A 12,771-nucleotide genomic window follows, 5' to 3' on the forward strand; every position below is an offset into this window, starting at 1 on the left:
ATCACCCAACACTATCACTGGGCCCACCGGACCACCGGAGGCATCGTGAGACCCAACTCAAGGATCGACGATGACTTTGCGTGTTCTCCTCCTCGCGGGGGCGGCCATCCTGCCGCTTGCTGCCACTCCTGCCTTTTCCGCCGAACTTCCCGCCGAAGCGCCTGCCGCAGCCGAAGCGCCCGCTGACCAATCCACTTCGGTCGGCACCGGCCAGTCGGACAACGATTCCATCGTAGTCACCGCCCGCCGCCGCGCCGAAACCGCGCAGGACGTGCCGCTCGCCATCTCGGTTGTCGGCGGCGATCATATCGATGCGACCGGCGCGTTCAACGTCGGCCGCCTGCAGCAGCTGACCCCGACGCTGCAGTTCACCTCGTCCAACCCGCGCAACACCTCGGTCAACATCCGCGGCATCGGCGCGCCGCTCGGCCTCACCAACGATGGCATCGAGCAGGGCGTGGGCATCTATGTCGATGACGTCTACATGGCGCGCGTTGCCAGCAGCACGTTCGATTTCCTCGATGTGAAGCAGATCGAAGTGCTGCGCGGGCCGCAGGGTTCGCTCTATGGCAAGAACACCACGGCGGGCGCGATCAACATCACCACCCGCCAGCCCACCTTTGATTTCGAGGGCCGGGCAGAAGCAACCTTCGGCAACCTCGGCTTCGTCCAGTTGAAGTCCGCGCTGTCGGGTCCGCTCTCCAACACGGTCGCGGTGCGGCTTGCCGGTTCCTACACCAAGCGCGACGGCACGATCTACAACGTGACGACCAAGCGCTTTGTGGGTGAGCAGGACAACCTCGGCCTGCGCGGCCAGCTGCTGTGGAAGCCCACCGGAACGCTCGAAGTGACGCTCGCTGGCGATTACAGCCGCCAGAATCCGGAATGCTGCACCCAGCTTTACGTCCGCACCGGTGCCACCCAGCGCCCGCTCGAACGGCAATATGCCGCGCTGGCCGCCGCGCAGAACTATGCCGTGCCCAGCACCAATCCCTATGACCGGCTGACCGATGTCGACAGCCCGCTGCGCGCCAAGAACTCCGTTGGCGGCGTCTCGCTGCGGGCCAAGCTCGATACCGGGATCGGTGCGCTGACCTCGATCACCGCGTGGCGCACCTGGTCGTGGGATCCCTCGAACGACCGCGATTTCCTTGGCCTGCCGATCACCGCGAAGTCCAACAACCCGTCGCATCAGGATCAGTATTCGCAGGAACTCAGGCTCTCGGGCGAAACCGGCAAGCTCGGCTACACGCTCGGCGCTTTCGGCTTCTACCAGAAGATCCAGACCGACGGCGTGCAGGAACAGGGCGCTGCTGCCAGCCGATGGCTGATCAACCCGACCAATGCGCTGTCGAACGATCCCTCGGTGCTCAAGGGGCTTACCGCCAACAACGACATCAACTTCCGCAACACCAGCGCGGCGATCTTCGGCAAGTTTTCGTACAAGGTCAGCGAGAGCTTCTCGATCCAGCCCGGCTTCCGCCTGAACTACGACAAGAAGCAGGGCCGCTACAATTCGGTCGTCACCGATGGGGCGGGCAATCTGCTCGTGTTCAAGACCGATGCGACCGGCGCGAACGTGAACTCCAAGGTCGAACTGGCGCAGCTGGCAGTTCTGGCCCCGCAGCGGTTCAATGCCGATTTCAGCGACTGGAACTTCTCCGGCGACGTGACGGCGGCGTGGGACGTGACCCGCGATGTCCACCTCTATGCAACGTATGCCAAGAGCTTCAAGACGGGCGGCATCAACCTCAACGGCGTGCCAGCCGATGCCGTCACCGGCGCGCCGCTGCTGGAACTCGCAACGATCAAGCCGGAAACGGTGAATCACTACGAGATCGGGATCAAGACGCAGTTCCTCGACCGCAAGGCCACGCTGAATATCTCGGCCTATCGGACCGATATCAGCAACTATCAGGCGCAAGTCTCGAACTTCGCGGTCGGCACGATCCGCGGCTACCTCGCCAATGCCGATAAGGCGCGCACGCAGGGTATCGAAGTCGATGCCTCGTACCGCCCGAGCGAACGCTTCAACATCTATGGCAACGGTGCCTACACCGATGCCAAGTTCGTGAAGTTCACCAATGCGCCGTGCCCGCCCGAACTGTCTGGCGGCAAGGCGCAGGCGCTTGATGCCAATGGCGTGCCCAGCGGCCCGACCGATCTGCCCGGCACGCCCGGCGGCGTGAGCCCCGCGCAGTGCGACATTTCCGGCGCGCGGCTGCCCGGCGTGTCGAAGTGGTCGTTCTCCTATGGGTTCGAAGGCAACGTGCCGGTCACGGCGTTCGGGGCAGAGGGTCAGGTCTACCTCGGATTCGATGGCAACTACCGCTCGGACTGGTCGTCGAACGCCAGCCCTTCGGCCTATACCGGGGTCAATGGCTATGCCCTTTCGAACTTCCGCCTCGGTTTCCGGTCGGAAAAGGGGATCGATGTGTTTGGCTGGGTGCGCAATGCGTTCGATGTGAACTACATCGAACAGCTTGCGGTCGCGCCGGGCAACACCGGCTTGATCGTTGGCAACGTGGGCGATCCGCGCACGTTTGGCGGCACGATCAAGCTGACGTTTTGAAGATTGCGCAGCGGGGAGGGGCCGGCGTTCGCGCGCCGGTCCCTTTGGCCGTTCAATTGTTGCCCTGAATGAAATCCCCCAACACGCCGAGTGCGGAGCCTTCGCCGCGGTTCTGCCCGCCGCCGGGCATGGCTGCCGCCAGCATCCGGCCCGCAAGGCGCGCGAAGGGGAGCGACTGGATCCACACTTTGCCCGGCCCGGTCAGCCGCGCGAAGAACAGGCCTTCGCCGCCGAACAGCACGCTCTTCACGCCGCCCGCGCCGATGAGGTCGAAGGTCACGCCCGGCGTGTAGGCGGCAAGGCAGCCGGTATCGACATGCAGTTCCTCGCCGGGGGCCAGCGTCCGCTCGGTCAGCGTGCCGCCCATCTGCACGAAGACCCAGCCATCGCCTTCCAGCTTCTGCATGATGAAGCCTTCGCCGCCGAACAGGCCGGTCATGATCCGGCGCTGGAAGGCGATCCCGATGGATACGCCGCGCGCCGCGCACAGGAAGCTGTCCTTCTGGCAGATCAGCGTGCCGCCCAGCTCGGAAAGCTTGAGCGGCAGGATCACGCCGGGGGTGGGGGAGGCAAACGCGACGCGCGCCTTGCCGTGGCCGTTATGGGTGAACACGGTGGTGAACAGGCTCTCGCCGGTGACGAGGCGCTTGCCTGCGCCCAGCAGCTTGCCCATGAAGCCGCCGCCCTGATCCGCGCTGCCATCACCGAACACGGTGGTCATCTCGATCGAGCCGTCCTTCCACACGAAGGCGCCCGCTTCGGCCACCGCGCTTTCGCCCGGATCAAGCTCGATCTCGACGAACTGGAGCTCCTGCCCCTTGATCTCGAAATCGATGTCATCGGCACTGCTGGCGCTGCGGGTATGGCTCCAGGGGCTGTTTCCTGCCATCGGTCGGTCCTTGCTTGCTCAGGTGGTTGCTCCGATGCGCACAATACCTATTCCAGCGCGGCGTGCAGCAAGCTTTTATGCCGGAGAAGCAACCGCTTCGGGCCAGATCAGCGCAAACGCGCTCGCCTCGTCGAGCGGGCGGCCCAAATGATAGCCTTGCCCGAACTCGCAGCCCATCTCGCGCAGCGAAGCGCCCTGCTCGCCGGTCTCGATCCCCTCGGCCACGACCGAGAGGTTGAGGTTGCTCGCCAGATCGAGGATCGCGCGGATGATCTTGCGGCTTTTGGGATCGTCCATCGAGGCGATGAACGAGCGGTCGATCTTGAGCGTATCGAACGGCAGGTTCTGCAGATAGCTCAAGGAGGAATAGCCGGTCCCGAAATCGTCGAGGCTGGTCTTCACCCCCCAGCTGCGCACTTGTTCCAGCACTTGGCGCGTCTGGTCGGGATCGATGATGGCCACGCCCTCGGTCACTTCCAGCCGGACCAGTTCGGGCAGCACACCGGTTTCCAGCAGCACCCGCTGGACATGGGCGGAGAACGATGGCTGGAGGAACTGCTGCGGGGCGATGTTGATGCTGATATAGGGTAGCTCGCCTGCCTGCAGCCCGCTGCGGGCAAGGTCCGCGTGGAGCCGCGCCATTGCGCTGCAGGCCTGCCGCAGCACCCAATCACCGATGAACACGATCAGTCCGCCCGCTTCGGCTGCCGGGATGAAGTGCCCGGGTTCTACCAGCCCCTGATCGGGATGGTTCCACCGGATCAGCGCCTCGAACCCGCGCAGCCGCCCGCGCCGGTTTGCGCTGCCGATGGCCCCGCTGCTTATGGCCGCGCCGCCCAGCGCAAAGATCGGCTGATAGAACAGCGTGAACTGCTTCTCGCGGATCGCGTCGCGCAGTTCGTTTTCCAGCGCCATGCGGTTGCGCCGTTCGCTGCCGAGCGCCTCGGAGAACGTGACCACGCCGCCATGCCCGCCAGACTTGGCCTCGTACATCGCCAGGTCCGCATCCTGCCGCAGCTGCTCGACCGACGCATACCCCGGCCCGCTGTGTGCGATGCCGATGGAGAGGCCGACATTGACAAACTCGTCCGCCACCCGGATCGGTGCCTTGAGCGCTTCGATCAGCGCGCCGGAGAGGTCCAGTGCGATGCCCGGATCGGCCAGCGCATCGAGCACCACGACAAATTCGTCGCCGCCCACCCGCGCCAGTGTCGCGCGCCAGCCGGGCTGATCCCCGTTGCGCCGCCCGCCCATGCGCGATGTGATCACGGCATCGAACCGCCGCGCCGTTTCCACCAGCACGATATCGCCCGCGTGGTGGCCATACTTGTCGTTGATCGCCTTGAACCCGTCGAGGTCGATCACCAGCACCGCCAGCCCCTCGCGGCTTTCCGGAAGCCGCTCGAATGCCGCGCGCGAGCGTTCATCCAGCAGTGAACGGTTGGGCAGGCCGGTCATCGCATCATGCAGGGCATCGTGCAGCAACGCCGCGCGCGCCCGCTCGCGCTCGATCACGCGCGCCAGCTGCGTTGCGGCCTGCGTCACGGTCAGCAGGATCGCGTCCTTGTCGATCATGGCGGCGGCCGAGAAGAACTCCAGCACGCAGACGATTTCCTCGGCGATCATCACCGGAAATCCGCAGACCGAACGGATGCCGCAGTCCGCCGCCTCGCTCCGGCGGCAGAAGGTGGTCTCGATATCCCCTTCGTCGATCCAGTGCGGATGGCCATCGCGCAGCACTCGGCCCGGCACGCCTTCGCCGCACGGGAACGAAGCCTCGCGCGTTGCCTCGACCAGTGCAAACATCCGCGCGGGCTGCGCGGTATACCAGGCATTGCAGGAAACCGCCGTCCCGCCGCGATCAACCCGGTAGGCCGTCCCGAACGCCCAGTTCATGTGCTCGCAGATTTCCTTGAGCACTTCGTCGATCGCATCGCTGAAATCGTTCGAGCGATTGGCGCACTCGGTGATCCGCTGCAGCAGCGCCAGCCGCACCTGACTTTCATAAAGCTCGCGCAGTCCCCGCTCGGCAATCGCCTCGGCCTGAAGGCGCCCTTCGCGCTCGCGCTGCACCAGCCGCTCCAGCCGCGCGATGGCGGCCGCGCCGTGTGCCGCGCTCTCAGGGGGAAGGGGGATGGCCTCCTGCTTCAAGATTGCCACCGCAGCGCGAGGCGGCACACAGGCTGCCCGTCGCCCATGCACGAGAGATGCTCGATTTCGACCGTGTCGCCAAAATGGTCCGCAGCGCCTTCGATGAACCCGTGCGCCAGCCGGCACATCCGGCGCGGGGAGGTGTAGGCCACGCCGGTGCGACCATCTTCGAGATCGTGGAAATGAAACCGCGGGCAGCCCGATCCGGCATACAGCTTGCGCACCTCCGGGTGGATGATGTCGTTCACGCTTCCCACGAACGATTGCGCCGTGCGGTGCGGCGCAAAAAACACGGCATAGCGTTCATGCAGCAGCGGGATCGCGCTGCGGCCGAACCAGCGCAGCACTTCGCCCGGGCTGAGCCCCAGCGCGGTGGAGGCGGCATCGACGAGCCGGATCACTTCGCTATCGGGATAGCTGCCCAGCGAGGTGTAGGCACCCTCGAGCCCGGCCATTTCCAGCAGGCTGTCCCATGCGGGCATGCCGTGCTGACGAACGACGGCATCTTCCAGCAAGTTGAAAATGACGCCCTTCATCGCTCGGATACTTTCGGCAAGCCCTGTGTGGGCCTGCCTTGGCACAACAGCGGCGCGCGCCGGGTGAAGCGGCACATCTGGCCGAGTGCCTATTGCCGCGCGGGGCCATGCTAACCATATTCGCGCGAGCACGGCGGGCGGGGCGATTGATCGAGCCAATCAATCAATCTGGTCAGGATTGATCATTAGCGCCGCGCATCGAACCGCGCTAAACGGCCCTCGTCATCACGACACACGCCATTCAGGCGGGCTATTCCGGTCCGCCCCATCAAGGAAGCCAAAGCCATGTCCCTGATCAGCACCCCGGTTCAGCCTTTCGCCAACACGGCCTACAAGGAAGGCAAGTTCGTCGACATCACCAATGCCGATATCGCCGGCAAGTGGGCGGTGTTCTTCTTCTACCCGGCCGACTTCACCTTCGTCTGCCCGACCGAGCTGGAAGACCTCCAGAACAGCTATGCCGAACTGCAGGGCATGGGCGTCGAAGTGTTCGGCGTCTCGACCGACACGCACTTCAGCCACAAGGCCTGGGCTGATAGCTCGCCCGCCATCGGCAAGATCACCTACTACCTCGTGGGTGACCAGAACCACGCGCTGACCAACGCTTTCGACAACCTGCGCCCCGGCGTCGGCCTTGCCGATCGCGGCACGTTCGTGGTCGATCCCGATGGCATCATCCAGCTGATCGAAATCACGCCCGAGGGCGTGGGTCGCAACGCTGCCGAGCTCGTCCGCAAGATCAAGGCTGCCAAGTACTGGCGCGAGCACCCCGGCCAGGTCTGCCCGGCCAAGTGGGAAGAAGGCGGCGAGACCCTTGCGCCTTCGATCGACCTCGTCGGCAAGATCTGATTTTCGTGCATTCCCCCGCTGCCCGGTAACCAGCCCGGGCAGCGGACCCGCCGGGCGGCGATCATCCCCCCTCCAGACCCGCCGCCCGGCACTTCCTTTCCCGCACCTTAGTTCCCATATTCCGCCAGCCCGCGCGGCTTCTGCCCGCGCGAACCCCGTCTTGCGTCCCCTTGTCAGGAACCCGTGTCATGCCGCTGCTCGATGCTGTCACCACTGCCCAGCTCAAGGCCTATCTCGGCAATCTGCGCCATCCGATCGAGCTCGTCGCCAGCCTTGGCGATGATGCCAAGAGCGCGGACACGAGGAGCCTCGTCGAGGAAATCGCCGTCCTCTCGGACAAGGTAAGCGTCCGGTTCGACGGCACCGATGCGCGCCGCCCCAGCTTCGCCATCGGCAAGCCGGGCGAAGAGGCCCGCGTGCGCTTTGCCGGGCTCCCGCTGGGCCACGAGTTCACCTCGCTGATCCTCGCGCTCCTCCATGTCGGCGGTCACCCGCCCAAGGAAGAGGCGGACCTGCTGGAAACCGTGCGCAGCCTTGAAGGCCCGCTGCACTTCGAGACGTTCTTCTCGCTCACCTGCCAGAACTGCCCCGATGTGGTGCAGGCGCTCAACATCATGGCAGCGCTGAATCCGTCGATCAGCCACGTCGCCATCGACGGCGCGCTGTTCCAGGACGAGGTCGAGCGCCGCAAGATCATGGCCGTGCCGCAGGTTTTCCTGAACGGCGAGCCGTTCGGGCAGGGCCGCATGGACCTCGCGCAGATCGCCAGCAAGATCGATACCGGCGCGGTTGCCCGCGCGGCGGAAAAGATCGCCGCGAAGGATCCGTTCGATGTGCTGATCGTCGGCGGCGGACCTGCCGGGGCGGCGGCGGCGATCTATGCCGCGCGCAAGGGCATCCGCACCGGTGTCGTCACCGAACGCTTCGGCGGGCAGGTGCTCGATACGATGGGCATCGAAAACTTCATCTCGGTTTCGCACACCGAAGGCCCGCGCCTCGTTGCGCAGCTGGAACAGCATGTGAAGGACTACGATGTCGACGTGATGAACCTGCAGAAGGCCGTTGGCCTCAAGCCTGCCAACGGCGACGACCTCGCCACGGTCGAGCTGGAAAGTGGCGCGAGCCTGCGGGCAAAGACCGTCATCCTCTCCACTGGCGCGCGTTGGCGGCAGATCGGCGTGCCGGGCGAGGACGAATACCGCAACAAGGGCGTGGCTTATTGCCCGCACTGCGATGGCCCACTCTACAAGGGCAAGCGCACCGCCGTCATCGGCGGCGGCAATTCCGGCGTCGAAGCCGCAATCGACCTCGCCGGGATCGTTGCGCATGTCACCCTGATCGAGTTCGACAGCGAACTGCGCGCCGATGCGGTGCTGCAAACCAAGTTGCGCAGCCTGCCGAACGTGACCGTGATCACCTCGGCGCTCACCACCGAAGTGACGGGCGACGGCGAGAAGGTGACGGGCCTCGTCTACCGCGACCGCACCACGGATGAAGTCCACACCATCGCGCTCGAAGGCATTTTCGTGCAGATCGGCCTCGTGCCCAACACCGAATGGCTGAAGGGCGCGCTCGCCATGACGAACCGGGGCGAGATCGAGATCGACAGCCACCTTGCCACCAATCTCCCCGGCGTATTCGCTGCGGGCGATGTGACGACCGTGCCCTACAAGCAGATCGTCATCGCGATGGGCGAAGGCTCCAAGGCCGCGCTGTCCGCCTTTGATTACCTGATCCGGCACTAGGCGGCTCTGGAAGCCTCTTTCCGGGCGGGGAGGGGCTTCCAGCCGCAACAATCGCAGCCATTTCATGCTGCGCCGCGACAAAAGTTGCGTCCGCCATTCGCGCAACCTAAGAGAACGCCCGCGCGCTACAGTGAAGAAAGGCCAGTCCCCGTCCATGGCGACGTCGAGCGAGACTAAATCCCCGCCCCTCAGCCGTCAGGCGGTGACGCCCGGACTCGATCTTGACGGGCTGGATCAGGTGCTTGGCATTCACGTCGGCACGTTCAACACGCTGCTGCTTTCGCGCCTTGAACGCCAACTGGAATCTTTCAAGGTCACGCCCAAGCAGGTCGCGATCCTCTGGCTCGTCAACGCCAACCCCGGCGTCAAGCAGTCCGATCTTTCGCGCTTTTTCAAGATCGAGCGGCCCACGGTGCACCAGTTCGTGCGCCAGCTTACCTTGAACGGCCACCTCGTGTCCGAACCCTCGAAGCTCGATCGCCGCGCAGGCGGGCTGTGGATCACCGAAACCGGTGCCGCCACGCTCACCGCCGCGCGCGAGATCATCTTCACCGATGAGGCGGACCTGCTCAGCCCGCTCACCACCGAGGAGCAGGCCGAACTCTACCGGCTGATCATCAAGGTCTATCTATCGGTCCCCGGCCGGACCTGAACCTTTCAGGCTGCAAAACAGCCCATTAAGCTCGCATACAGGCCCGCGTGGCCATACCATCCCGGACAGACAGGGGAGTTTCTCATGACGATTTCGAAGGCACGTCTTGGTTTCATCGCGTTCGGCGCGGCAACACTCGCAGCGCTGACCGCTGCCGGCGCTGCGCAGGCTGCTGGCCCGATGGCCGGTGATGCCGGCCGCGGCAAGACGGTCTTCGCGCGCTGCGCAGCCTGCCACGATCTCAACACCGGTGCAGTGCGCATGGGCCCCAGCCTCAAGGGCATTATCGGCCGCAAGGCGGGTTCGGTCGCCAATTTCGGCTATTCCACCGCAATGAAGACCAAGGGCGTCACCTGGGCCCCTGATACGCTCGATGCGTTCCTTACCGGCCCGATGAAGTACGTTCCCGGCACGCGGATGGCCTTCCCGGGCCTCTCCAACCCGCAGGAACGCGCCGACGTGATCGCCTATCTGAAGCAATCGGCGAAGTAAGACATACCAGGCCCTCCCCGAGCCAGGCTCGGGGAGGGCGCCCGCCAATTGCGGGCCGGAGGGTCGCCTCCAACCACTCAGAACCGCGCGCTTTCCACCACGGCGATACGTATGCGCCGCATATGCAGGTGGACATTCCCGCGCCGCTTGGCACAACAGCGCGCGAAGAAGCCGGGGGGTGACCGGCTCGTGGGAGAGATCACGCCATGGCCATGGCCCCGAATGCCGCCGCCGGTTCAAGCAATAATGTGAACGCTAACATTGATGCGCCTGAACTGCGCATCTTCGTCATGGCATTGTTCTTCCTGTTCGGCGGGATCACGTCGCTCAACGATGTGATCATCCCGAAGCTGAAGGACCTCTTCACGCTCAACTACACCCAGGCCATGCTGGTGCAGTTCTGCTTTTTCACCGCATATGCGGTTATCGGCATTCCGGGCGCGCTGCTGGTCAAGCGCATCGGCTACATGCGCGGCGCGGCGGTGGGGCTGCTCACGATGATGGCGGGCTGCCTGCTGTTCATCCCGGCCTCGCAAAGCGCGCTTTATGTTCTCTTCCTGTTTGCGCTGTTCATCCTCGCCAGCGGCGTCGTGCTCGTGCAGGTCGTCTCGAACCCGCTGATCTCGCTGCTTGGCCCGGCAAAGACCGCCAGCAGCCGCCTGACGTTCGCGCAGGCCTTCAATTCGCTCGGCACCGTGCTGTTCCCGCTTGTCGGCGCCAGCGTGATCCTCGGCAAGATCAAGGACGTGAAGGTCGATGAACTCGTCGGCCCCGCGCTCGATGCCTACCGCGTCACCGAGAGCCGTCTGGTCGTCAACACCTACATCGGTCTCGCCGTCAGCCTTGCGCTCGTTGCCGCCGTGGTCTGGGCGAACCGCCACCGTCTCAAGGGCGAGCACCACGAAGCCAGCTCCATCGGCGCCAGCGTTGCGCTCCTTTCGCGGCCGCGCTTCGGCTTCGGCGCGCTGTGCATCTTCCTTTATGTCGGTGCCGAAGTCTCGATCGGCTCGGTCATCGTCAACTATCTCGCGCTCCCCACCGTCATGGGCCTCGATCATGAAGCCGCGGGCGGTGAGATCTGGAAGTACTGGTTCGGCGCGATGGTCGGCCGGTTCATCGGCTCTGCCGTGCTGCGCTTTGCCAACCCCGGCGTGACGCTGGCGGGCTGCGCGGCCGGTGCGATTGCACTGCTCGCGGTTTCCACCCACACCTCGGGCCTTGTCGCGGCCTACAGCCTGCTTGCCATCGGCCTGATGAACTCGATCATGTTCCCCACGATCTTCACATTGGCCTGCGAAGGGCTCGGCCCGCGTGCGGCGGATGGTTCGGGGATCATCAACGTGGCGATCTTCGGCGGCGCGGTTGTCCCGCTCGCCACGGGCGCACTGGCCGACATGACCGGCAGCCTCACCACCGCGCTCGCGCTCCCCGCGCTGTGCTATGCGGTGATTGTCGGCTTCGGGTTTTTCGCCCAGCGCCCGGTTGCCCCGCTCGAAGGATGAACTGAATTCTACTCCCGGCGTTGACATTCCGCCGGGGCTTGCCATTTTCGCGTCATGCTATCGCAAAAGACGCGCTACACCATCCGCGCCCTCCAGCACTTGTCCGATACGTTCGGGCAGGGGCCGGTGCGGCTTGACGCGATTGCCGAGGCGCAGAACATCCCGCGCAAGTTCCTGACGGTGATCCTCTCCGAAATGGCGCGCGAGGGCATCGTGATCTCGCACCGGGGGCGGGAAGGGGGCTATGAACTCGCACTGCCGCCGGTCGATATCCGCTATGGCGATATCATCCGCCTCACGCGCGGCAGCCTGGCGCTCACGCCCTGCGCCAGCCGCAATGCGCACGAAACCTGCAACAATTGCCTGCCCGAGGCCGAATGCCGTCTGCGCGGCCTGATGCTGCAACTGCGCGATGAAATGGCTGCGATGCTCGATCGGATCACGCTGGCCGATCCGATCACGCTTGAACCCCCGTTCGAGGAATTGGCCGCGCAATAGAGCGTGATCGGCAAAACCGGCGAACTTCACTTGGCGTTCATGCCCCCGCTGGTTATAGCACCGCCCATGATCGCTTCTTCTTCCGGCCGCAGCCCGCTGCGCCTCGTTTTCCTTGCCGTCGCCACTGCCGCTCTCAGCCTCACCGCAGGGTGCGCTGGCAGCAAGGCCAAGAAGGACGTCGCCTACGTCGCGCGCGATGTCGACACGCTCTATGCCGCCGCCAAGGACCGGCTCGACCGGGGCGATGCCAAGCAGGCCGCTGCCCTGTTCGACGAAGTGGAGCGCCAGCACCCCTATTCGCCCTGGGCCCGCCGGGCGCAGCTGATGAGCGCGTTCAGCTACTATGCGGCACGCGATTATGCCAAGTCGGTCCAGTCGGCGCAGCGCTTCCTCTCGATCCACCCCGGCAACAAGGACGCGCCCTACGCCTACTACCTCGTCGCGCTTTGCTATTACGAGCAGATCAGCGACGTGACGCGTGACCAGAAGATCACCCAGCAGGCGCTGACCGCGCTGACCGAAGTGACGCGCCGCTATCCGACGACGAGCTACGCGACCGACGCGCGGCTCAAACTCGATCTCGTCAACGATCACCTTGCCGGCAAGGAAATGGAGATCGGCCGCTTCTACCAGCGCAGCGGCAAATGGCTGGCCGGCACGCTGCGCTTCCGCTCGGTGGTCGAGAAGTACCAGCAGACGAGCCACACGCCCGAGGCGCTGTACCGTCTGGTCGAGAGCTATCTCGTTCTCGGCCTGCCCGAACAGGCGCAGAAGGCCGCCGCCGTGCTCGGCTCGAACTACCCCGGCAACGAGTGGTACGAGCGCGCCTACAAGCTGATGAACGACAAGGCGCCCGGCACCACGGCCAGCTGATCAGGCCACTCT

Annotated in this window: 11 protein-coding genes; 8 read left to right on the forward strand and 3 right to left on the reverse strand. The window is 64.9% G+C overall.

Annotation, left to right across the window (positions count from 1 at the left end; all coding sequences use genetic code 11):
• Positions 1-70: 70 nt before the first annotated feature.
• The gene (locus CFE35_RS01625) at positions 71-2,572 is read left to right on the forward strand and encodes a TonB-dependent receptor (protein WP_292927256.1); all 2,502 of its coding nucleotides are present in this window, start codon (positions 71-73) and stop codon (positions 2,570-2,572) included.
• Between the two features lie 52 nt (positions 2,573-2,624).
• Here CFE35_RS01625 and CFE35_RS01630 read toward each other — a convergent pair whose 3' ends face one another.
• From CFE35_RS01630 to CFE35_RS01640, 3 genes are all read right to left on the reverse strand, one after another.
• On the reverse strand, positions 2,625-3,461 hold the full coding sequence (locus tag CFE35_RS01630; protein WP_292927258.1) for an AIM24 family protein: 837 nt from the start codon (positions 3,459-3,461) through the stop codon (positions 2,625-2,627).
• A 75-nt stretch (positions 3,462-3,536) separates the two neighbouring features.
• Positions 3,537-5,621, reverse strand: coding sequence for an EAL domain-containing protein (locus CFE35_RS01635; RefSeq protein WP_292927260.1), 2,085 nt, complete (start codon positions 5,619-5,621; stop codon positions 3,537-3,539).
• Complete coding sequence (locus tag CFE35_RS01640) at positions 5,609-6,148, reverse strand: heme NO-binding domain-containing protein (RefSeq protein ID WP_292927262.1); 540 nt, start codon at positions 6,146-6,148, stop codon at positions 5,609-5,611. Before CFE35_RS01640 ends, CFE35_RS01635 begins: the two co-directional genes overlap by 13 nt.
• Before the next feature lie 285 nt (positions 6,149-6,433).
• Between CFE35_RS01640 and ahpC the strand changes: the two genes are divergently transcribed.
• From ahpC to CFE35_RS01675, 7 genes are all read left to right on the forward strand, one after another.
• Positions 6,434-6,997, forward strand: coding sequence for an alkyl hydroperoxide reductase subunit C (gene ahpC, locus CFE35_RS01645; protein ID WP_292927264.1), 564 nt, complete (start codon positions 6,434-6,436; stop codon positions 6,995-6,997).
• 188 nt (positions 6,998-7,185) lie between these two features.
• Complete coding sequence (gene ahpF / locus CFE35_RS01650) at positions 7,186-8,742, forward strand: alkyl hydroperoxide reductase subunit F (protein ID WP_292927266.1); 1,557 nt, start codon at positions 7,186-7,188, stop codon at positions 8,740-8,742.
• 154 nt (positions 8,743-8,896) lie between these two features.
• Positions 8,897-9,394, forward strand: a complete 498-nt coding sequence (locus CFE35_RS01655; protein ID WP_292927268.1) for a MarR family transcriptional regulator — start codon at positions 8,897-8,899, stop codon at positions 9,392-9,394.
• A gap of 84 nt (positions 9,395-9,478) precedes the next feature.
• Positions 9,479-9,886, forward strand: coding sequence for a cytochrome c family protein (locus CFE35_RS01660; protein ID WP_292927270.1), 408 nt, complete (start codon positions 9,479-9,481; stop codon positions 9,884-9,886).
• Positions 9,887-10,092: 206 nt separating this feature from the next.
• Entirely contained in the window at positions 10,093-11,388 is a 1,296-nt protein-coding gene (locus CFE35_RS01665) for a sugar MFS transporter (protein WP_292927272.1), read from the forward strand.
• Between the two features lie 54 nt (positions 11,389-11,442).
• A complete protein-coding gene (locus tag CFE35_RS01670; protein WP_292927274.1) occupies positions 11,443-11,886 on the forward strand; it encodes an Rrf2 family transcriptional regulator in 444 nt (147 codons plus the stop codon).
• A 66-nt stretch (positions 11,887-11,952) separates the two neighbouring features.
• Entirely contained in the window at positions 11,953-12,759 is an 807-nt protein-coding gene (locus tag CFE35_RS01675; RefSeq protein WP_292927276.1) for an outer membrane protein assembly factor BamD, read from the forward strand.
• The last annotated feature ends 12 nt before the right edge of the window (positions 12,760-12,771 follow it).

Source organism: Novosphingobium sp. PASSN1 (assembly GCF_002278815.1).